The 17,667-nt window shown below is 56.0% G+C and carries 27 protein-coding genes and 3 pseudogenes; 18 read left to right on the top strand and 12 right to left on the bottom strand.

The annotated features are described in order from the left end of the window. Positions 1-6 precede the first annotated feature (6 nt). Positions 7-594, bottom strand: a complete 588-nt coding sequence (locus KRR23_RS05575; protein WP_216741684.1) for a hypothetical protein — start codon at positions 592-594, stop codon at positions 7-9. Positions 595-695: 101 nt separating this feature from the next. On the opposite strand from KRR23_RS05575, the gene KRR23_RS05570 reads away from it, so the two are divergent. Next, positions 696-1,103: a hypothetical protein gene (locus KRR23_RS05570; protein WP_216741683.1), complete on the top strand. Its 408-nt coding sequence runs from the start codon at positions 696-698 to the stop codon at positions 1,101-1,103. A gap of 130 nt (positions 1,104-1,233) precedes the next feature. Beyond that, a complete protein-coding gene (locus KRR23_RS05565; RefSeq protein WP_216741682.1) occupies positions 1,234-1,542 on the top strand; it encodes a hypothetical protein in 309 nt (102 codons plus the stop codon). A 140-nt stretch (positions 1,543-1,682) separates the two neighbouring features. Here KRR23_RS05565 and KRR23_RS05560 read toward each other — a convergent pair whose 3' ends face one another. From KRR23_RS05560 to KRR23_RS05540, 5 genes are all read right to left on the bottom strand, one after another. Then, the gene (locus KRR23_RS05560) at positions 1,683-1,952 is read right to left on the bottom strand and encodes a YceK/YidQ family lipoprotein (RefSeq protein ID WP_216741681.1); all 270 of its coding nucleotides are present in this window, start codon (positions 1,950-1,952) and stop codon (positions 1,683-1,685) included. A gap of 242 nt (positions 1,953-2,194) precedes the next feature. Beyond that, positions 2,195-3,148, bottom strand: coding sequence for a DUF2974 domain-containing protein (locus KRR23_RS05555; RefSeq protein ID WP_216741680.1), 954 nt, complete (start codon positions 3,146-3,148; stop codon positions 2,195-2,197). 311 nt (positions 3,149-3,459) lie between these two features. Next, positions 3,460-4,245, bottom strand: coding sequence for a C40 family peptidase (locus tag KRR23_RS05550; RefSeq protein ID WP_216741679.1), 786 nt, complete (start codon positions 4,243-4,245; stop codon positions 3,460-3,462). A gap of 2 nt (positions 4,246-4,247) precedes the next feature. Next, the gene (locus KRR23_RS05545; protein WP_216741678.1) at positions 4,248-5,000 is read right to left on the bottom strand and encodes a phage minor tail protein L; all 753 of its coding nucleotides are present in this window, start codon (positions 4,998-5,000) and stop codon (positions 4,248-4,250) included. Positions 5,001-5,011: 11 nt separating this feature from the next. Beyond that, positions 5,012-5,350: a phage tail protein gene (locus KRR23_RS05540; protein ID WP_216741677.1), complete on the bottom strand. Its 339-nt coding sequence runs from the start codon at positions 5,348-5,350 to the stop codon at positions 5,012-5,014. Positions 5,351-5,414: 64 nt separating this feature from the next. Between KRR23_RS05540 and KRR23_RS05535 the strand changes: the two genes are divergently transcribed. Continuing rightward, positions 5,415-5,615: a hypothetical protein gene (locus KRR23_RS05535; protein ID WP_216741676.1), complete on the top strand. Its 201-nt coding sequence runs from the start codon at positions 5,415-5,417 to the stop codon at positions 5,613-5,615. Between the two features lie 18 nt (positions 5,616-5,633). Here the strand turns inward: KRR23_RS05535 and KRR23_RS05530 are convergent, their stop codons facing one another. Next, entirely contained in the window at positions 5,634-6,275 is a 642-nt protein-coding gene (locus KRR23_RS05530; RefSeq protein ID WP_216741675.1) for a phage tail tape measure C-terminal domain-containing protein, read from the bottom strand. Between the two features lie 23 nt (positions 6,276-6,298). On the opposite strand from KRR23_RS05530, the pseudogene KRR23_RS05525 reads away from it, so the two are divergent. The 3 genes and pseudogenes from KRR23_RS05525 to KRR23_RS05515 form a co-directional block, all read left to right on the top strand. After that, positions 6,299-6,913 (top strand): annotated as a pseudogene (locus KRR23_RS05525) (RecT family recombinase); the annotation flags it as partial. After that, positions 6,910-8,123: pseudogene (locus tag KRR23_RS05520) on the top strand (YqaJ viral recombinase family protein). The pseudogenes KRR23_RS05525 and KRR23_RS05520, both read left to right, overlap by 4 nt. An 81-nt stretch (positions 8,124-8,204) precedes the next feature. Continuing rightward, positions 8,205-8,681 (top strand): hypothetical protein, encoded by a 477-nt coding sequence (locus KRR23_RS05515; protein ID WP_216741674.1) that lies wholly within the window; start codon positions 8,205-8,207, stop codon positions 8,679-8,681. A 15-nt stretch (positions 8,682-8,696) separates the two neighbouring features. Here KRR23_RS05515 and KRR23_RS05510 read toward each other — a convergent pair whose 3' ends face one another. After that, on the bottom strand, positions 8,697-8,969 hold the full coding sequence (locus KRR23_RS05510; RefSeq protein ID WP_216741673.1) for a hypothetical protein: 273 nt from the start codon (positions 8,967-8,969) through the stop codon (positions 8,697-8,699). A 137-nt stretch (positions 8,970-9,106) separates the two neighbouring features. Next, positions 9,107-9,400 (bottom strand): hypothetical protein, encoded by a 294-nt coding sequence (locus tag KRR23_RS05505; protein WP_216741672.1) that lies wholly within the window; start codon positions 9,398-9,400, stop codon positions 9,107-9,109. Positions 9,401-9,503: 103 nt separating this feature from the next. On the opposite strand from KRR23_RS05505, the gene yejK reads away from it, so the two are divergent. Further along, on the top strand, positions 9,504-10,511 hold the full coding sequence (gene yejK, locus KRR23_RS05500; RefSeq protein WP_216741671.1) for a nucleoid-associated protein YejK: 1,008 nt from the start codon (positions 9,504-9,506) through the stop codon (positions 10,509-10,511). 45 nt (positions 10,512-10,556) lie between these two features. On the opposite strand, the gene KRR23_RS05495 is transcribed toward yejK, so the two are convergent. Further along, a complete protein-coding gene (locus tag KRR23_RS05495; protein WP_216741670.1) occupies positions 10,557-10,751 on the bottom strand; it encodes a hypothetical protein in 195 nt (64 codons plus the stop codon). A gap of 101 nt (positions 10,752-10,852) precedes the next feature. Here KRR23_RS05495 and KRR23_RS05490 point away from each other — a divergent pair, with 101 nt between their 5' ends. Beyond that, positions 10,853-11,161 (top strand): hypothetical protein, encoded by a 309-nt coding sequence (locus tag KRR23_RS05490; RefSeq protein ID WP_216741669.1) that lies wholly within the window; start codon positions 10,853-10,855, stop codon positions 11,159-11,161. Between the two features lie 4 nt (positions 11,162-11,165). After that, positions 11,166-11,528, top strand: coding sequence for a hypothetical protein (locus KRR23_RS05485; protein WP_216741668.1), 363 nt, complete (start codon positions 11,166-11,168; stop codon positions 11,526-11,528). A gap of 11 nt (positions 11,529-11,539) precedes the next feature. Here the strand turns inward: KRR23_RS05485 and KRR23_RS05480 are convergent, their stop codons facing one another. Both KRR23_RS05480 and KRR23_RS05475 read right to left on the bottom strand, forming a co-directional pair. After that, the gene (locus KRR23_RS05480) at positions 11,540-11,725 is read right to left on the bottom strand and encodes a hypothetical protein (protein ID WP_216741667.1); all 186 of its coding nucleotides are present in this window, start codon (positions 11,723-11,725) and stop codon (positions 11,540-11,542) included. A 96-nt stretch (positions 11,726-11,821) separates the two neighbouring features. Beyond that, entirely contained in the window at positions 11,822-12,412 is a 591-nt protein-coding gene (locus KRR23_RS05475) for a hypothetical protein (RefSeq protein ID WP_216741666.1), read from the bottom strand. A 319-nt stretch (positions 12,413-12,731) separates the two neighbouring features. Here KRR23_RS05475 and KRR23_RS05470 point away from each other — a divergent pair, with 319 nt between their 5' ends. The 9 genes and pseudogenes from KRR23_RS05470 (at position 12,732) to KRR23_RS05430 (ending at position 17,637) form a co-directional block, all read left to right on the top strand. Further along, positions 12,732-13,352 carry a hypothetical protein gene (locus KRR23_RS05470; protein ID WP_216741665.1) on the top strand — a complete coding sequence of 207 codons (621 nt, stop codon included), beginning with the start codon at positions 12,732-12,734 and terminating at the stop codon, positions 13,350-13,352. 104 nt (positions 13,353-13,456) lie between these two features. Further along, positions 13,457-13,990, top strand: a complete 534-nt coding sequence (locus tag KRR23_RS05465; RefSeq protein WP_216741792.1) for a hypothetical protein — start codon at positions 13,457-13,459, stop codon at positions 13,988-13,990. Then, positions 13,987-14,166, top strand: coding sequence for a hypothetical protein (locus KRR23_RS05460; RefSeq protein ID WP_216741664.1), 180 nt, complete (start codon positions 13,987-13,989; stop codon positions 14,164-14,166). Before KRR23_RS05465 ends, KRR23_RS05460 begins: the two co-directional genes overlap by 4 nt. Before the next feature lie 48 nt (positions 14,167-14,214). Next, a pseudogene (locus tag KRR23_RS05455) lies at positions 14,215-14,526 on the top strand (hypothetical protein); the annotation flags it as partial. Positions 14,527-14,672: 146 nt separating this feature from the next. After that, a complete protein-coding gene (locus KRR23_RS05450; RefSeq protein WP_216741663.1) occupies positions 14,673-15,374 on the top strand; it encodes a hypothetical protein in 702 nt (233 codons plus the stop codon). Positions 15,375-15,417: 43 nt separating this feature from the next. Then, complete coding sequence (locus KRR23_RS05445) at positions 15,418-15,666, top strand: hypothetical protein (RefSeq protein WP_216741662.1); 249 nt, start codon at positions 15,418-15,420, stop codon at positions 15,664-15,666. A 194-nt stretch (positions 15,667-15,860) separates the two neighbouring features. Further along, positions 15,861-16,355, top strand: coding sequence for a hypothetical protein (locus tag KRR23_RS05440; protein ID WP_216741661.1), 495 nt, complete (start codon positions 15,861-15,863; stop codon positions 16,353-16,355). Between the two features lie 37 nt (positions 16,356-16,392). Continuing rightward, positions 16,393-16,605, top strand: a complete 213-nt coding sequence (locus KRR23_RS05435) for a DUF4224 domain-containing protein (protein ID WP_216741660.1) — start codon at positions 16,393-16,395, stop codon at positions 16,603-16,605. Next, the gene (locus tag KRR23_RS05430) at positions 16,606-17,637 is read left to right on the top strand and encodes a tyrosine recombinase XerC (RefSeq protein WP_216741659.1); all 1,032 of its coding nucleotides are present in this window, start codon (positions 16,606-16,608) and stop codon (positions 17,635-17,637) included. Positions 17,638-17,667 lie beyond the last annotated feature (30 nt).

Below are 17,667 nucleotides of genomic sequence, written 5' to 3'. Positions count from 1 at the left end.
CCTTAATTACTGTAATTGTTCATAAACATACCGGTTGTTTGATGGCGTAGGCTTTGTGTACGCATCCTGCCAGTCCCGAGCATAGGAAGGGAAATTCTCAATCCTTGAGATTTGCCAGTAGCTTGATGTGTCTTTCCGCTCAAGTGTATACCGGTATTGCTCTCCCAACTCTTTGGCCTCTCGATCTCTATCGCCAAGTTCTGCCCCAGGCTCTGGCGGGGTGGAGTTTTTGATCACGGCCATAACCACTGCTCTGGTATCAGACTCAATTTTAACCTTGGTAATTTTTCGGTCAAACGACAATAGGTCGTCGATGCATACTTTCCCGATAGGAAGATCGCTCGAAGCCAGAGATTTTAATTTCTCGATCGTAGGACTTTTCAACCTCTCATACTCATAACAGGCTTCACGGTCAAGGAGCATGCCTGCGTCTTTGACTGACCACCATGACTTAACCGCCGCATCAGGGGAGTTGGTAGCTATTACGACCTCTTCTGCCTGCTTCGTGGCATTAACGAGCCCCTCCGATCGTTTCCCCTCGTCAAGACAGCCAGCCAACAGCACCACCGCCAAAGCTCCTATTAACAATTTCATATCGTTCCCTCGTTGAGATTTGGCGAGACTGTAGCACTGAGGGGTAGGATGCAAAAAGAATCGCGAACAACCTCAGCGTGCTTTCAACCGAGCAAGGGAACATGAATCAAACTCTTGAGCTGGAAATCAACGGCGCACCTCCGGACCTAACCGGCCTGGTATGCGACTCCTTCATCTGCGAGTCATTTGCCTGTGATGGGAAAGTGATCGCCCCGGCGAACGTGAGTCACATCAGTTTCGGTGGTCGGCTGCACAGAGCCTATTTTGATTGCGGCATTATCTTCTGGCGATCCTCCTCAACACCACCCGAGCCCTGGATCGATCCGGAGGAAGGCTGGAATTACCCACATATAGATGTGGGTGCTCTCGCAGGAGTTGTGGGAGTCGCGTTAAGCGAATACGTCATGGCACCCACCGCCACCGGAAGCACCATAGCATTTCACTTTACAAATGGTGTGCAGATCAAGCTAGAGGACGTTAACGATGAAACCCATTTCAGTGTGCTTTGAACGTTGCTCGCTGACTATTGACGCTGAAAGCGCAAGCCTGTCCAGGCATCCAGCATGGATGGAATACCAGTAGCACTCAGCCACCCCCGGATAGTAGCCTCCTGCCTTCACATGCATCGGAAGCAAGCAAATGGCAAAAGGTGACATTCTCAAAGCGGCCCTCGCGATCACTCATAAAGGCCCTCATAGAAAGGCTGCAATTCGATCGGCAATTTACAAAGAAATGGATCAGTTCACGGCCAACGGATCGCTTCCACCCAGTTTGGACGCCCCTGAGATCTGTGATTTTCTGGCTCCAATTGATCGTCACCTCACGCAGGACGATGAAGACCAACTCAATACATTTGCCGACTTTCTGACAGATGTCGATACCAATCCAACTGTACGTCCTGGCTACAGGTTGATGGCTGAAAAGCTCTGTAAAGACTTGGGGCTCTAAGAACTTCTTTTTCCCAGTCCTTTGCCTGCAAGCCCAAGGACTGGGATTGCGCCAATTTCGGCGCGGATAGGACCCGACCGAGCCGCAGAAACAACAAAGCCCAGCACTAGACTGGGCTTTTTCACGTCTGATCAAGTCAGCTACTTCTGAGCAGGCTCTGTATGGAAGGCGGTATATGGCAAAAATAACGTATCGGCGACCATGCTGAATGGTAGGTCGATCACTGCCAACGGTACCAGGGCGCGCAAGACTCCAGCGCTTTCGTCCGTTGTGGCCTTGATCAGCTCAATATCAGTGGAAGATCCGCAATAGGGGTGAGCGCCGCAGCGTGGGCGATCACCAAAGGTTTCGGAAAAAGTCGAGCACCCCGCCAGCAACGCGACAGCCAACGCTCCTACGATCAATTTCATGTCGTTCCCTCGTTGAGATTTGGCGAGACTTTAGCATCAACGAAGGAGTAGGAGATGCGTCAGCGCGAACTCCCAATGCATCCACCTATCATTGAGAGCTTTCGGTCGTGCTGTTCTGAAGTTGCTAACCGAAACCAACTGATCTCTGTCAGAACAGATCAAAGCACTTGTGACCACTAATCTTGAATCACCCCCAAGAGAACTCTTAGCATCCATGGAAGCTAAGAGTTGATCTAATTGACCTACAAACGGACCTCTCCTGTTTCCATCCCCGCAGCTTTTTGAACCCTGCAAGCAAAGTTATGTATCGAATGATTAGAAATCGCATTACCTTTCTGTATCAGACTGTAACGCACCCCTCTGATTGTGGGATTGATATCCGAGGGGCGCACAAAGACACTTGTGAACGATCTTAATATAGCCAACCCCTCTCCACGCTCATAAATCCTATCGATAAAAAGCCCAGCTTTATTTGCATCCCTAGTTGTTTTATCCACACTAAAGAAGCCTGTAACTGGTGATGGGTCGAAGGCGTAAACCTGCGTAACCTTTAAATTCACACTTGAGCCTGGCAATGCATAAGCAAATTGCTGAGCCAGCCCACCACCCAAAGAGTGCCCCACCGAGATAAACCTGGCTTCATTTAGCCACTTATAGTCATCCCCCTTCATCCTCCTAGATACTTCCTCTACAAAAGCCGGCGCAAGCTGCTTGACTAGAACTGTATATTCATCATCAAATTTAAATGTGAACCAGCGAAAATTTGATAACCAATCTTTGCCACTCTTAGCCTCCGTACCACCGAATGCAACCACTATCTCTTGTAACTTCCTATTCTCCCAAACCTCTGTCCTGAGGTGAGAGTTTCGCATCATAGAATCTAGGTGCCCGCCCGGGATGGGAAAGTCCTTCCAGCGCTTCCAATCATGCTTTTCGAGGACTTGATCGGCATCTGTCCCTGTACAAATTTCTTTTGACGCGCCATCTACTGCCCTTGCATATGCAGCATCCGATAGCCAAGCGTACTGCCAATGCTTAACAGCCTCTGCTCGGTTCGGCACAGGGTTACCAAGGAGTCTGTGGCCCGGCTCCCGGACAGTAACTTCTTCTGGCCCTTGGTTAAAGGCTGTACACCCAACCAAGAGCAATGACATCAATAACGCCCTCCAGCCTTTCAACACTAAAATATCTTGCATCACGCCTCCTTCGCCCCTACCAGTCCTAAAATTAATAGCGCCCTAGCAATTAGACTTAAACCTTAAAACTCAAGATAGATACAAGACGAAGAACCCGTACACGTCAAGCTTTAAAAAACAAGCATCAATTCATATTTAGCACTCAACATTATTCCGAAATATTACAACTTACCACCACCAAAAAAAGCAACATAAAATCTTGTAAGTAAAAATCATTCATCATCGTTTCTCTTTTGAGAAACACTCACAACCAGCAAACTTTCACTCTCACATCTCCATGAACGCCTAGCATTGCTCTTTGGGCGAAACATTTAATAACCCAATAGATTGACAGGGAGTCTGGAATAAACTTCTTTGTGCCTGAGGATTAGGCGTGTTCGATCCAGCCAAGGCCCACCAAAAACGATGATCTCTGAAGGCCGCCCGTAGAGGTGGTGCAGCAGGAAAGGACCTGGTCCGAAGGTCACGGCATCTTCATCCGGCAAAGCTGGATCGGCACCGAGGAATATCCCGGCGTGGTTCGGGTGAACCGTCCGCCCGACTTCCATCACGACCATGTCGCCGCGCTGCGGCTGATCGACTCGATAGAACCCAGCCGCCTCATAGTTCGCCTCGTACAGACTGGCGTTGTCGGTGCTTTCCCACCAGCCGTCGGCCCGCGTGAAGGCTTCGAACTCCAGCCCCCACTCGCGCTTGTACCAGTCAGCGCAGACCTGCCAGCAATCCCAGGCGCCATGCACGAACGGACGATTAAGTAGCGGCGTGCTGCCGGTCGGGACGATGGTGCGCAGATCTGCTTCGGGCCAGCTCAGAATGTGCCAAGGCAAGGCCGTGGCCTCGCACATGGCCAAGTCATGCGGTGACGGTCGGCTGGTAGCGTCCGGATGCGAGTGAACGATGCCGATTACTTCACCCAGGTCTTCCGCCGCGGCGTAGTCCTCCGGATCAAGCCGGAACTCCTCACTGGGTTCGGTCGCGATGTTGCGGCACGGGAAGTACTGCTGCTTTCGTCCAATCGCCAGCACCAGGCCGCAGCACTCTTTCGGGTACTCGGCTGCCGCATGAGCCTGGATCGCACTCAAGATATGTTTGTGCATGCTCAGCTCCGAGCGATCAGGGACACGGCGGGGAAACCACCGTGCGGGAGTTGGTTGTTCTGGCCAAAGCGCAACTTGCAGGACTTCAGGCCGCCCTTGCACTGATCCTTGCTCGGGTCATCCGTAGGGTTGTCGTCGTCATCAAACATCAGTGCACCGGTGTAGCCGCAATTCGGTCCGCGGTAACCGCCAGTCATGGCCCAGTGGCAGAAGGTCGTCATCTGCCGACCGGGTAGCCCGTGGTTATCGATCTCGCCCGGCGAGGACAGCTCCCACTGCACGACCTCCCCGTCTTCGCCGGTCTTCTGGTCGATGTACCAAATTTCCAGCGCTTCCTGCGTCGGGTCGGCGGTCGGGTTGCCCTCGGGGAAATTCGCCGCGTCCAGGTACTGGGCCAGCGTCTCGCGAACCGTCAGCTGAAACTTCAGCAGGTCCTCGAAGGCTAGACACAGCGCGGTAATGCGTCCGTTGACGTTGCCCGCGCTGAAGGTTGGGCGCGTGGCGGTGCCGTTGCTGTCCGCGCCAATGCCTTCGATCTGCACCGGCCAGGCTGCGTACTCGTTGCCTTGCCACCAAATCGATTTCGCTGGCAACTCATCCGGCGAGCCGGCATAAGCCAAGAGCTCTTCCGGTGTGTGCGGGATTGCGTGAGCGTGAAAGCGCAGAACGTCGGCGCCGTATTCGGTACCGTCGATTTCAAACAGCCGCACTTCCCCGCCGGGCTCCAGTTTCTGGATGTCCGTGATTAATACCATCAGGGTTTCCCTTAAGGGTGAAAGGTTTGTTCGAAGGTAGCGGTCAGCGTGTACGCCGCGCCGCCCTTGTGGATGGGCTGATAGCCGTTGCATTTGTAGAGGCCGAGTTCGCCGAGTGGCGGCGTCCAGAGAAAGGCTTTTGCGCCTTGATGGCGATCGAGGAAGGCCATGATTTCCTTGATCCGCACCGCGGTGCCGGTGTGGCTGATGGGCCAGGACTGCATCTTGTTGTTGATGCCGTCCGAAACAGTCTGGCCATAGCCATCGCCGAATTGCTTGGTGCGAACGCGCTGTTTGATCTCACCAGCGGCACCCTTTTCGATCTGCCAAGTGAATGTCTCGAGTGCCATGTATTGTCCTTTCGTGGGTAGACTCTTCGGAGTAGCCTCGACTGACCACTAGAGGGAGCGCCAAATGCAAATTCGGATTCGATCTGTCAGTCATAACCCAGACTTAGAGCCCGAAATATTCTCGGTCCGCCTACTGCTGGACCCTGATGAAGGCTACGAGGGCATCTTTATGGGAGAGGCCACCGTGACTATCCCGTTTGACTCCAGCCTGACCTTTTCTCAAATTGAGGAAAAAGCCATAGCTGAAGCCAAAAGAGTCCTTTGAACGGCGTTTTTGCGGGCGTCAGCCACCCTTTATTGCAGTACGGATTCGCCCGCCCTGCCCCAAGTCCTTGCGCATTTTCTGCTCGTAGACTCGCTCGATCATCGGCGCGATTGTCTTGGCGAAGTCGTCTGCTGCAGCACTTTGCGAATCACTGGAGGCATCGGTACCGCCGTCGCTGGAAATGTTCACCACAACGTTTATCTGCGTTGCCGTCGCCCCACCGCCGCCCATTGCCGCGATGCTCGGCCCACCACCAGAAGTCAGCGGCGTCACGCTACCGCCCTCGGCGCCGGTCATCAGGTAGGACCTGCCGCCCTGACTGAACAACTCCGGCCCCTTCTCGTTCACTTCGTACAGCGTGTTCGGATCAACACCACCACCCGAAGCTCGGCCACCACCGAAGGTCACCGTGGCGGAGCTGGCATCAAACTGACTGCCGAAGCTCTGCGCGCCAGCCTCTGCACCGCCGGCCGTTGCAGCACCTGTTGCGCCAGTACCACTGCCGGTGAAGTAACTGATGCCAGCGCCGACCAAACTACTCAGCAACGCCGAGCTGGCCTGCCGCGCAGCAATCCGCGCCATGTCCGCCAAAATCGACTTGGTGAAATCAGCGAACGACAGCTTCCCAGTCATGGCGAAGTTGACGACCGCGTCTTCCATCGAACTGAAGGCGTTGCCGAACAGGCTACGAGGCTCAACTGGTCAACGCAGTGATCACCACCTGCGCGCCGGTGCTCGATCGCCTGCATTACGAATGGTACGGCGCATGGGAAAAGGTGATAGGCAAATTCACCATCAAGACTGGCGACAAAGGCGAGTACCGGGTGCCTGGCTGGGTGCTGGCTGATGAGGAAGGCTTGGGCGTGAAGGTCTGGGCCACGTTCCGCGGTGAGGATGAGCCCCGCGTGCTGGAGTTGCTGCTGGCACAGGCTCGCACCCGCAACAGCACGCTCTGGGCCGATGATCCCCGCCAGCAGCTGGCCTACCTCGCCACCAAACGCTGGTCCCGCCTCTATTGCCCCGACGTGATCCTTGGCGTGTACAGCCCCGACGAACTCGAGGAAACAGCGCCGATCATCCGCGACGTTTCGCCGGCGAAGACCCGGGGCACCGCCGAGCTTCCGCCCTACCCCGAAGAAAAGCTCACCGAGAACCTGCCGAAATGGCAGATCGCGGTCGACGCCGGCAAGTCTTCCCCTGGCCATCTGATCGCAACCGTCAGCAGCAAATTCACCCTGAGTGAAGAGCAGATCGAAAAGATCAAGGCCCTCGCACCGATTGAAGGAGAGCAAGAATGAAAATCCATAACGTCGCTCAGGGCTCCGAAGCCTGGCACGCGCTCCGCGCTAACTACTTCACAGCCTCCGAGGCGCCGGCGATGATGGGCGCGTCCAAACAGATGAAGCGCACCGAACTCCTCCACGCCAAGAAGACCGGCCTCGACCGCGACGTGTCGTGGTGGGTGCAGAAATACCTGTTCGACAAGGGCCATGAAGCCGAAGCCATGGCGCGGCCGATATTGGAAGCGCGGAACGGCGAAGATCTGTTCCCTGTTGTCGGTACCGAGGGTGACCTGCTCGCCTCGCTCGACGGTTGCACCATGCTCGGTGAAACGCTGTTCGAGCACAAAATGTGGAACGAGCAGCTCGCGGCCGACGTGCAGGCCGGCACTCTTGATCCGCACTATTACTGGCAGCTCGAGCAGCAACTCCTGGTGAGCGGCGCGGAGAAAGTGATCTTCGTTTGTTCCGACGGCACTGAGGACAATTTCGTATCGATGGAATACGCGCCAGTACCGGGTCGCGCCGCAACACTCATTGCCGGGTGGAAGCAGTTCCAGGCTGACTTGCTCGACTTCACACCAGCCGAGGTTCTGCCTGAGGCCGTAGGCAAGACACCTGAAAGCCTGCCTGCCCTACGCATCGAAGTCACCGGCATGGTTACCGCCAGCAACCTGGAGCAGTTCAAGGCTCACTCGCTGGCCGTGTTCGACTCGATCAATACCGACCTACAGACCGACCAACACTTCGCTGATGCAGAGAAGCCGCCGACTACGTATTCCTGTTCAACGACGTCCAGCAACTGGTGCTCAAAGCCAATGACGACCTGGTCGCGCTGATCAAGGTGCGGATCTCGGAGCATCAAAAAGCCGAGGCCGCCAAGGAAGAGACGCAGCGCGAGCGGATTCGTACGGAAGAGCTGCAGCGGATTGCGGATGAAACCAAACCGGTCATCGAGCCGGCACCTGTACAGCCAGCACCGACGTCTTCCCTGGTTAAAGCTGCTCCAGCGGTTGCCGCAATTGCGAAGCCCGCAGTGACCACAGCAAAGTCGGTGACCTACCGAGCGGAAGTCACGGACCTGGAAGCCCTGGTGCACGCCGTTGCCGGCGGACTCGCGCCGCTCAGCATGCTGACCGTGAACCGGGAAGCGCTAGATGCCCTGGTTGCTCAGCAAGGTTCGCTATTCAGCATGGCCGGCGTAACCCTGGTGAACGCCGCGGCATGAGCAGGATGAAGCGAGCAGTAAATCAACGACGCCGGCAGCCTTGGCTGGGCCTGCCGGCCAGCGGAATCAGGGAGGTAGGCCATGGCAGCGGATGGAAAGACGCGATCTGCCAAGGTGGCATTGAAGCGGAAGGCAAAGCAGGAAGTGGAGTTGCGCCACAAAGTGCGCCACGGCATCACGCAGATGCTGGCCGACCTGATGATCTGGAACGAGATCGAGGAAGCTGGCGAGGCGTTGCAACTGCTGATTTTGAATGCTGATCCGGTTGCGGCTCTTTCGCAGGCCGCCACTGAGCTTCCGCCGTCACCACATGGATTGATCCGACATCACGTCAGGCCTGGTGCTCTCGATCAGCTGAATGAGATTGCCAAGAGCCTGCACGGGGACAGCCAGAAGCATGTGATTGAGCTGCTAATTCTGTGTGCGCATGCGGCCGGGCCGGAAAGCTCTGCCAAGTATCTACGCATTCCGCGACACGAAATCGTATTTAGCGAAAACGTGGCGCGCAAGTTCGAAGAAGCCAGTAGGGCCGAACTAAGGCGCGACCCTGGCGACTAAACATTGACGAAAGGCTTAGTCCCGTTGAGCTCTTTCTTTCTTGATTTTGGCGACCCATCCGTTAACAACATCAGCAAATTCCAGCAGTTCGTCTTCGCTCATAGACATGTTTGGATGAAATTTTTCAGCGGTCCATTCGGCCCTGATGTCAAATTCCAATTCACTCGTCAGCTGATTTCGTTTCTCAATGAATTCGATCATCCGATTTTTGTATTTGGGTGAGCGAAGGTCGATTTCCACATACTCCAGTTCTTCGCCCCAGTGCTCGTGGTTTCCCTTTTTGATCATTTTTTCAATCCTATTGATGAGCGCTTATGAATTAGGCGCTATATCGAACCTCATCTAAAACCAAATTGCCACCACCCCGCTGTCGCATCCGATCACGGAGGGTGGCGCGCGAAAGAAGAACGCCATAACGCGTCTTGCTAGCGGCGAGGCCACTCCTTCACATCCTTTTTAGATGGATCGTCGAGGGCTGGGTCAGTTTTCCTAAACACCCCCTTAACCAAACCGTAAGCCGTTTTGAGATCATTTAGAACGGTGATTGCATGGCCTTCGTTGAAGTTTTCTCTCAAATCAGCTTCAGCCATGTCGATGAGCGCATTGATGTCCGCGCCCTTATCAAGAAGGGCTCTGATCAAAGCGCAAAGGGCTTTCTCTTTGTTGTCCGCAAGTGATTGGAACGCTTTCTCTCGAAAATCTGAAGGCAGTTCAGACATAACACATCTCCTCCGGCTCCATGCCGGTCACCCGTAATACCCCAACAAAAACCAAATTGCCACCACCGGTCACGGAGGGCGGCGCCTACCCGAGGTAATCGCAATGCCCGTTCTCCACAGCGTGATCCACAAGATCGACAAGAAGCCTGACGGTAACCCGGCCATCTTGCACCGCAGCGCCGGCGAGCTGGTCGAAAACCAGGTGCGGGACGAACTGATTAGCCAGTTCAACGAAAGCTACAACGCCAAGCCCGGCAAAGGCTGGGGCTTCTTCCATGCCGAATCCGGCGCTCACCCATTCAGCGGCTGGCTCAGCAACTACCTGGCCGGTACCGAAGACTTCATGGAGTTCAGCAACATCGCGGTCGAGCATCTGCAAAAGCTCATGGAAGAATCCAATCTGACCGTCGGCGGAAATGTCCTCTTCTGCCACTACCGACAGGGCATGACCGATTACCTGATCATCGCCCTGGTCCAGGAAGCAGAGGCCGTAGTCATGACTGACGGTCTCACGCTGCAACCGATCCGGCGTCTGGATCTCGACAGCATCTTCCTCGCGGCTCGGATCAATCTGTCCGAATGGAAAAACAACCCGGCCTCGAAGCAGTACGTGTCGTATCTCAAGGCGAAGAAAGGTCGTCGCGTCACTGAATACTTCCGCGACTTCATCGGTGTGCAGGAAGGCATCGACGGACCAGGCGAGACCCGCACCCTGCTCAAAGCCTTCAGCGACTTCGTTGAAAGCGAAGACCTCGGCGAGGAATCGGCCCGCGAGAAGACCGACACGCTGGTCAGTTATGCCATGTCCAAGGCCAAGCTGGGCGAGCCGATCACGCTCGATGAACTGTCCGAAGTGCTCGACGACGATCAGCCAAAGGCGTTCGCCGAGTTCGTCCTGGGTAAGGACTACGGCCTCTCGGCTTCAATCCCGCCGGACAAGAAGACCCTGAACAAATTTCGGCGCTTCACCGGCCGCGCCGATGGCCTGTCGATCAGCTTTGACCAGCACCTACTGGGCTCGAAGGTCGAGTTCGACGAAGCCGGCGGCACGCTGACGTTGCGCAAATTGCCCACCCAGCTCACCGACCAGCTCAAGCGCGCCAGCGCCTGACACCAAGTCGCGCGTGGCGCACTTGAAAGAGCGGGCGCGCGTTGATTACCTGAGGCGGGTAGCGATGTAGTTAAGGTAATCAACTGCCTCAGACTTCTGCTCTGGGCCTCCAGGGCCATCACTTCCCAGCAGCGACCCTTGGGCCTTTTCGATCAGATAGTCTTTTGGAGCACCTGGTGAGCTTTTCAGAACGGCGATCAATAGGTGTTCCAGTGCGTCTATTTGTGCCTGGTTGCTCATCTCACTCTCCTTGATCCGGCTCCATGCCGGGCCAACAAGCAATAGCCCACAAACTCACTTCACGCCAGCCGGCGAGGCAGGCGTCTGCCTGGAGATAACCCATGAGCATTCCAGCAAATGCATTGAGTGACGAAGAGTGCCTGCACTACGCGGCGCTCGACCCGGCGGCCGCCGCCGAACTGACCCGCCGATTCACCTCGCAGAGCATCGACCCGAGCGCCGAGCGTGAAGAGCTGCGTGAAGACATCCGCCGCCTCGAAAGCCAGGCGAGCGATGACGAAGACGAACTCGAAAATCTTCGCGATGGTGCCGGCGAGGCCTGCATTTGGATCAAGCGAGCAATGGACCCGGATGAGCGGGAGCTGTCACTGAACGCGCTGCTGCAAAAAGCGCTCGACTGCCTGGAGTGATGCCATGAGCACATTTGCAGTATTCGGAATGAATGAGCACTTCGCCCGCGAAGAGGCGAAGCGGAAAGTCCGCGACTTCAAAATCAAGGATGGCCGCCGGATTGAGCTCTCGATGAGTCAGTGGCTCCAGGCGGTCGAGGATCGCGTCGTCAAGATCATGGATGGCAAACGCATCGCCCAGCTCAGCAGCATGTTCGATGCCCCACAGTACGCCGCTGACTATGCAGAGCGTATTCGCAAGTTGGGGCGCTGCCGGGACGTCATCATCAGGGCGAAGATCAAGCTGCCGCAGAACGATGTGCGGAAGAAGTCGCCCACCAAGCTTTCGTGGATGGACTATTCGCCGGAGTCGACTGCGGCCGCCTGACCCACCCTCACCTATTGCGCTGAATGGTCTGTAAATAGGTCAATCGCCTGCCTGAAGGTAGCAAGCTCAATTATCTGCCGCAAGCAAATAACAACCTCAAGCTTCTGCTTGTCGTCGGGTATTCCTATTCGCTTCAGCATCGCTCGGGCGTCTTCCTCGATCGCCGCGAGTGCATCGATATCGCTTTGCAATCTCATGTCAGTCTCCCGTCAGGCTGCATCGAACATAAACCAATACCTCACTTCAACCAATCACGCCGCCTTGGAAAAGCATGACTGTATGTCGCATCCCATTTATTGCTGAGGCGGAAACCAAAGACCAGTGCCGTCCGTATATCCATTTCCATTCTGAGGCTGGTAAGTGTACTGCTGCTGATAGGGGTTAAAATCCTGTTGTTGATACGGATTAAAATATTGCGGGTAGTAAGGATTAAAATGCTGCTGAGGCTCTAAATATTCTACGCCCTCATCATCCTCATAGTTTTCTTGGGCGGTGTAATACGCAACCATATTCAACACCAAAGTTAACCCCGCCTCAGTTACCATCGGCCGATTATTACTTGCGTGATCAGAATTACTCGCCGCAATGAAAGAAGTATTGGGTCCTTCAAAAACTTTACGCGCATCCGTCACAAAATTTTCAGTAGTTCGCCATGCAAGGGGGCCGCTTACTTGATGCCCCCACAAAGACACTCTCTCTGGAGATCGTTGCGTTGTTAGCGTCAGCCATTTGGAACTCCCACCTTCAGTGGATATACAAAGAAATGGCCTGACACCAATGGTCCCCACCCCCTCTGGATCAGATACAGCCTGATCGGTAATGAGTGCCTCGCCGTCTAAGTAGGCAACGCAACCAGCAACAATTTCGTGCACTCCTAGCGGCATAATTGGCTCCTTTCAGTCCTTGATGATCGGAGCTTTAGGAATAGTTCACATCTGGGACAAGTGCCAACTCCTTAAATAATTTTTAGCGATTATCGAACGGCAAAAACAGCCCTAATGACGAGGATCGCTGACGTAACCCCACGAAACACCTTCACCGCCTCATCAGTCCCATCAGCGGACTCCTGAAGGCTGCAGTCGGACTTCTCCAGCTCTCACACAACCAGCACCGCTATCTGCTTCTCGGTATCCGAAAGCTCTTTCAGCAACACCACCAATTCAGAGCCCAATTACTCACCACGCTACCAGGCGAGGAATCCCCATGCCCACAGAAAACAACCCGGCCGAGCCATTGCCGAGCTTGGCGACCGGCGCCGCCCTCAATTCAGCGACTTGGACTGACTTCGTCGAACGTCTTCGCTATGACTGCAACGGCGCCGGCGTTAAATGGCACCACACAGCGGCCGCGCTTTTCACCGTCCAGACCAAGCGCATCGATTATGGCTTTGAGATTGATTACGCCGAGGGAAGGGTCGTGACTCTGGAGGATCGGTCGTGGTTCAGCCCCAAGGAATACTGGGACGACCTAGACGACGAGGAGCGTGCCGAGCTTGATGAGGCCTTGCAGGCCGACCGCGAGTGCGGGTTCATGGATATGGACGAGGATGATCAGTGGGAATACCTATCCGAGTGCGATAGTCACACCGTCACAGGCTGGAACCATCGCTGGGAAATCGTGAACAGCCACTTCACCAAGGACGCCGCCGAGGCCTTCATCCGGCGTAAAAAGCACGACCACGGCAAGATGCGCGTCTATGTCGAATCCCAGTATTACGCCTGGGAGTTCGAAGCCATCAAATCAGCAATCCTCGACGGCACGCTGACCTACACACCGAAGCCGGTTCCGAATGCCCATGATCTGGTATCGATGGAGGCTGTATGAGTAGATTCAATTTTTGCGACTGTCCTGCTGGGTTTTCCACTGCACCTGAACGCCACGCACCTGACTGCCCTGGGCGATCCGGAGCCGGCTAAGCGCCAACTCCCGTGCCGGCCACCTACAAGGCGCCCGCTGCCCCGGCGTTCGAACCGAACTACGAGCGCATGTTTCTCAATGCCATTTGCTGCTTGGCTGAAATCGACAAGGCTCTGGGTGTGACCGATGAAACCCACATCATCGGCGGTTCAGCGGCAGCACTCAGCGAGATCCAGAATTTAAAGGATGCGAGTCAGCGAACCGCCGCCGAGCGTGATGCCCTGCAGCTGCGCCTGAACGCTGCGGATCAGCGGATTGATGAGCTGACCTCGTGTGATAACGAGCAGACGGCGTTGATGCCGGTGGATCGCAGTTATGACGTGCGCGCCAAGCAGATCCTTGCGTTCAACACCTGCAAGCAGGGTGGCGGTGATTTGGATGATGCGCTCGGCGCCGCGTACAAAGCAGCGCTGCGGCATACGCCTCACCCAGACATGACCGCGCAGCCGGCGCCGAAAGGCTTCTGCAGGGACTACCAAAATTGCGAGTGCGGCGGCGATGCCCAAGGCGTGATTGAGACGTGTGACAACTGGGTGAAGACATGAGCCGATTCATTCGCCGCAAGTTCGAGGGGTGGCTGATCCTGCTGGCCGCCAAGATCCTGAGCGGCCGCAACGTCCACCGCTCCGCCGTGGTGTCCCGCCGCGACAACAACGCCATATATGGAATGGCCGAGTCGCTCGAAGCCATCGCCAAGCGCATCAGCAAAAACTACCCGTAACTCCCTCCCCCCTTCAAAGTCAGCCGCTATAGCGGCAAGGACGAAGTCATGCCTGAAGAAATTGTTTTGATCCAGCCAGCCCCCGTCGTCCGCGATGAAATGGGTTCGTTTCAGCATCCGGATATGCCCGACTTCGACGAGGGCGACGGTGAAAAGTGCAAAGCGTGGGTAGCAGAACAGGGCTTGCAGTTCGTGATGGCAAGCCTTGAGTACGCCGACGAGGCGATTGCCGATCGCTACTTCGAATCCGGCGATCCGGACTACAGCTACTGGGAACCTGACCGCCCCGAAGGTGAGCATTGGTTCTGTCTCGCGATTCACGACACCGACGACGGCCCTGTCTGTTGGTGGGCGCGGCGAGAGCCGCTTGCTCATCCGCTCACCGAACTACGCAACCAAGCGGTAGAGGAATGGCTTGAAGGCGTAGCAGTCGATCAAGGGCCGGAAGCGGCGGAGAAATGCAAAGAAATTCTCCTGAAGTGCGGATATTGCACCCAGGTGACGCCATGACTGACATCAAAGAACGGCCGATCCTATTCTCGGCCCCGATGGTGCGCGCCATCCTGGAAGGCCAGAAGACCGTCACGCGGCGGGCAATGAAGATTCAGCCAGATGACGACGCCAGCATCACAGTTGAGACCTACAACGTAGCCGTAACGAATCGGCACGGCGGACAGGAAGCAGGGCCCGAGGTGTTCGGGGCCTGGTGGCGTGACGGTGAGTCTGGTTGCAAATGCCCATACGGCAAACCCGGCGACCGACTGTGGGTGCGCGAGACTTGGTTCTGTGATCACTTCGAGGTCATGCGCGGCCCCTACCTCAAACCGGATGACTTGGACATCGGCGCGGCGCGCGACGACGGCACGCTGGTCTACGCCGCCGACGGGCTGACGCCTTACGAACTAGAGCAGCCAGCCTGGAAGCCAAGCATCCACATGCCGCGCTGGGTCAGCCGTATCCCGCTGGAGATCACCGACGTCCGCGTCGAGCGGTTGCAGGACATCGATGAGGAACAGGCCCAGGCAGAAGGCATCGGCGACCACGAATTCTGGTGCCGCCAGCCGTACGACCAGGACGGCGCGCCAACATGCGACTGCGACAGCATCTCCTACGAAGAGTCGTTCCAGCGACTGTGGAATTCCACTGGCGGCAACTGGGACGCCAACCCGTTTGTCTGGGTCGTCGAGTTCAAGCGGGCGACCCCATGATCGCCCTCGCCTACATGGCCTGGCTCATCTACACGGGGCCACGATGATGAACCTGAAAATCGAAGTGATCCCAGCTTCACAACTTAACTCCCACGTTGACGGCATGAACAAGGCAGCCCGCGAATGGACCGATCAAGCGGCGCGTGGTGAATGCGGGTGGATCTGCTCTGACTGCTGCATGTCTGATCCAAAGGGCATGCCTGATGAATGCTTCTGCGACGACCCGTGGTGCACTGAAATCATCCAGCGAGACAAGCGTCACGCAATGAAATCTGGAAACGAGCCAGATTAACCCCTCTTCCACCTACCAGCCTGCCGGTGAACGGCGGGCAAGAAATAGTGTTCGCCCTGCACACATGACCTCGCCATCCGTGGGCCGGTAAAGAGTCATGTGGCTGGGTGAACAGCTGAAACGATACACCAACCAATTTAGACCTTCAAAGCTATATATACGGCCTGCCGGTGAACGGCGGGCGAGGAATCGTTATGTCCGCACTGAACCGCTTCCATGAAACAGCGAGCGATGCGCTGGAGAAGATCAGCGCCAGCCTCCCGGTCGGCGCCAAGCTTTGCCTGACCATCTACACCCCGGAAAAACCAGAACTCGACATCCTACTGCAGGACAAAGGCCTCGACCTGGACGAAGTGGTTTCGACCTTGCGTCGATGCGGCCTCAGCATCGACGGCGACAACGCCTACAAGCGCGACCTGTGCGACTCGATTGTCGGGGCGATGGTATTCGGCGCGCAAAACAGCAACCCGCCGCCACCTGGTCAATGGCAGCAACGTTTCTGGGAAATCGCCCGAGGTGAAGCCGCTGCCCGCGAAGAACTGGTCGCGGCACTGAAACTCACTCGAGAGAACCTGCGCGCCTGCCAAGGAACCATCCATCTGGCCGGCGGGTTCGACCCGGCCTATGTGAACGATGCCCAGGCTGCGATGAAGATCGCAGACACCGCGCTCGCCAAGTTCGCCCAATAACCACCTTCTGCCGCCACGCGCGGCATAGAGAACAAACATGAGCTCAATCGAATTCCTCGAGCATCAAGAGGTGTGCGATCTGACCGGCGCACGGACCAAAGCCGGCCAGGTTGCGGTGCTACGCCAGAACGGCATTCGACACACCATCAAGCGTAACGGCTGGCCATGCGTCACCACGGCTGCCCTGATCGCATCGAACTCCCAGCAACCGAAAGAAAGAATGTCTTGGCAACCAAGTAAGGCGGGATAAATGGGACGCAAGCCTTCAAAATCGGGGAGCATGCCGCGCTTCAGAGTGCGGCGGCGCGATGACAGGGTTTATTACTACTACGACCTGGGCGGTAAACCACGGACAGAGATCTCGCTGGGCACGGATTACGGTCTGGCGATCCTCGAGTACGCCAAACTCGAAAAAGATCGCGCCTCCAGCACCGCTGCAAAATCAGTACTCACCTTCAGCTACGTCGCCGATCGCTATATGGAGGAAGTCGTTCCGACAAAGGCGCCCGCTACCCAGAAGGACAATGCCCGAGAGCTGAAGCAGTTGCTGTCGTTCTTTAATGATCCACCGGCACCACTTGAAGCCATCGAGCCTCAGCATGTGCGGCAATACCTGCGGTACCGTGGAAAAACTGCGCCAGTGCGAGCCAATCGTGAAAAAGCACTGCTAAGCGCGATTTGGGACTTTGCCAGGGAGACTGGCTACACAGCGCTCGCCAATCCCTGCTCCGGAGTGAAAGGCAATCGCGAGACAGGGCGAGACATCTACATCGAGGACGACCTGCTCCTCCGTGTATGGGAGCACGCCGACCAGCCGCTGAAAGATGCCCTGGATCTGTTCTATCTCACCGCGCAGCGGATCGCCGACACCTTGAAGATGGATGAGCAACATATCCGGGCGGAGCAGTTGTGGATCCAGCAAGGCAAGACAGGCGCAAAGCGGCGGATTGAGGTAGTGGGTGAATTGAAAGCTCTGCTGGAAAGGATCGAGCTAAGGAAGGCTGACTGCAAGTTCAAGTCGACTAAGTTGATCGTCATGGAAAACGGAAAACCGATGACCGCAAGCATGTTGCGATCTCGTTTTGATAAAGCGCGGGAGTCTGCCGGAATTGAGAAAGCGCTATTTCAGATGCGCGATCTTCGGGCCAAGGCGGCCACCGACAAAGAAGAGTCAACGGGGAATATAAGGGAAGCGCGCGACCAGCTCGGACATACCACAATCGGCATGACAGAGCAGTACATCAGGTTGCGCAAAGGGATGAAGGTCACACCAACAAAATGACCGATTGCGGAACATGTCAAAAATTGCGGA

The organism is Pseudomonas sp. CVAP#3 (genome assembly GCF_018986375.1).
GTDB classification, from domain to species: Bacteria; Pseudomonadota; Gammaproteobacteria; order Pseudomonadales; family Pseudomonadaceae; genus Aquipseudomonas; species Aquipseudomonas helvetica.
The sequence above is the reverse complement of the archived record's forward strand: the minus strand, read 5'-3'. Positions and strand labels throughout refer to the sequence as shown.

Bases quoted from the DNA above. Each gene is read 5' to 3' on its own strand.
- KRR23_RS05460 (WP_216741664.1), top strand. From the start codon at position 13,987: ATGAGCCGATTCATTCGCCGCAAGTTCGAGGGGTGGCTGATCCTGCTG.
- KRR23_RS05535 (WP_216741676.1), top strand. From the start codon at position 5,415: ATGCAAATTCGGATTCGATCTGTCAGTCATAACCCAGACTTAGAGCCC.
- KRR23_RS05565 (WP_216741682.1), top strand. From the start codon at position 1,234: ATGGCAAAAGGTGACATTCTCAAAGCGGCCCTCGCGATCACTCATAAA.
- KRR23_RS05540 (WP_216741677.1), bottom strand. From the start codon at position 5,350: ATGGCACTCGAGACATTCACTTGGCAGATCGAAAAGGGTGCCGCTGGT.
- KRR23_RS05475 (WP_216741666.1), bottom strand. From the start codon at position 12,412: ATGCCGCTAGGAGTGCACGAAATTGTTGCTGGTTGCGTTGCCTACTTA.
- KRR23_RS05575 (WP_216741684.1), bottom strand. From the start codon at position 594: ATGAAATTGTTAATAGGAGCTTTGGCGGTGGTGCTGTTGGCTGGCTGT.
- KRR23_RS05560 (WP_216741681.1), bottom strand. From the start codon at position 1,952: ATGAAATTGATCGTAGGAGCGTTGGCTGTCGCGTTGCTGGCGGGGTGC.
- KRR23_RS05490 (WP_216741669.1), top strand. From the start codon at position 10,853: ATGAGCATTCCAGCAAATGCATTGAGTGACGAAGAGTGCCTGCACTAC.
- KRR23_RS05550 (WP_216741679.1), bottom strand. From the start codon at position 4,245: ATGCACAAACATATCTTGAGTGCGATCCAGGCTCATGCGGCAGCCGAG.
- KRR23_RS05480 (WP_216741667.1), bottom strand. From the start codon at position 11,725: ATGAGATTGCAAAGCGATATCGATGCACTCGCGGCGATCGAGGAAGAC.
- KRR23_RS05430 (WP_216741659.1), top strand. From the start codon at position 16,606: ATGGGACGCAAGCCTTCAAAATCGGGGAGCATGCCGCGCTTCAGAGTG.
- KRR23_RS05505 (WP_216741672.1), bottom strand. From the start codon at position 9,400: ATGTCTGAACTGCCTTCAGATTTTCGAGAGAAAGCGTTCCAATCACTT.
- KRR23_RS05485 (WP_216741668.1), top strand. From the start codon at position 11,166: ATGAGCACATTTGCAGTATTCGGAATGAATGAGCACTTCGCCCGCGAA.
- KRR23_RS05445 (WP_216741662.1), top strand. From the start codon at position 15,418: ATGATGAACCTGAAAATCGAAGTGATCCCAGCTTCACAACTTAACTCC.
- yejK (WP_216741671.1), top strand. From the start codon at position 9,504: ATGCCCGTTCTCCACAGCGTGATCCACAAGATCGACAAGAAGCCTGAC.
- KRR23_RS05555 (WP_216741680.1), bottom strand. From the start codon at position 3,148: ATGCAAGATATTTTAGTGTTGAAAGGCTGGAGGGCGTTATTGATGTCA.
- KRR23_RS05450 (WP_216741663.1), top strand. From the start codon at position 14,673: ATGACTGACATCAAAGAACGGCCGATCCTATTCTCGGCCCCGATGGTG.
- KRR23_RS05570 (WP_216741683.1), top strand. From the start codon at position 696: ATGAATCAAACTCTTGAGCTGGAAATCAACGGCGCACCTCCGGACCTA.
- KRR23_RS05435 (WP_216741660.1), top strand. From the start codon at position 16,393: ATGAGCTCAATCGAATTCCTCGAGCATCAAGAGGTGTGCGATCTGACC.
- KRR23_RS05545 (WP_216741678.1), bottom strand. From the start codon at position 5,000: ATGGTATTAATCACGGACATCCAGAAACTGGAGCCCGGCGGGGAAGTG.
- KRR23_RS05470 (WP_216741665.1), top strand. From the start codon at position 12,732: ATGCCCACAGAAAACAACCCGGCCGAGCCATTGCCGAGCTTGGCGACC.
- KRR23_RS05440 (WP_216741661.1), top strand. From the start codon at position 15,861: ATGTCCGCACTGAACCGCTTCCATGAAACAGCGAGCGATGCGCTGGAG.
- KRR23_RS05530 (WP_216741675.1), bottom strand. From the start codon at position 6,275: ATGGAAGACGCGGTCGTCAACTTCGCCATGACTGGGAAGCTGTCGTTC.
- KRR23_RS05510 (WP_216741673.1), bottom strand. From the start codon at position 8,969: ATGATCAAAAAGGGAAACCACGAGCACTGGGGCGAAGAACTGGAGTAT.
- KRR23_RS05515 (WP_216741674.1), top strand. From the start codon at position 8,205: ATGGCAGCGGATGGAAAGACGCGATCTGCCAAGGTGGCATTGAAGCGG.
- KRR23_RS05495 (WP_216741670.1), bottom strand. From the start codon at position 10,751: ATGAGCAACCAGGCACAAATAGACGCACTGGAACACCTATTGATCGCC.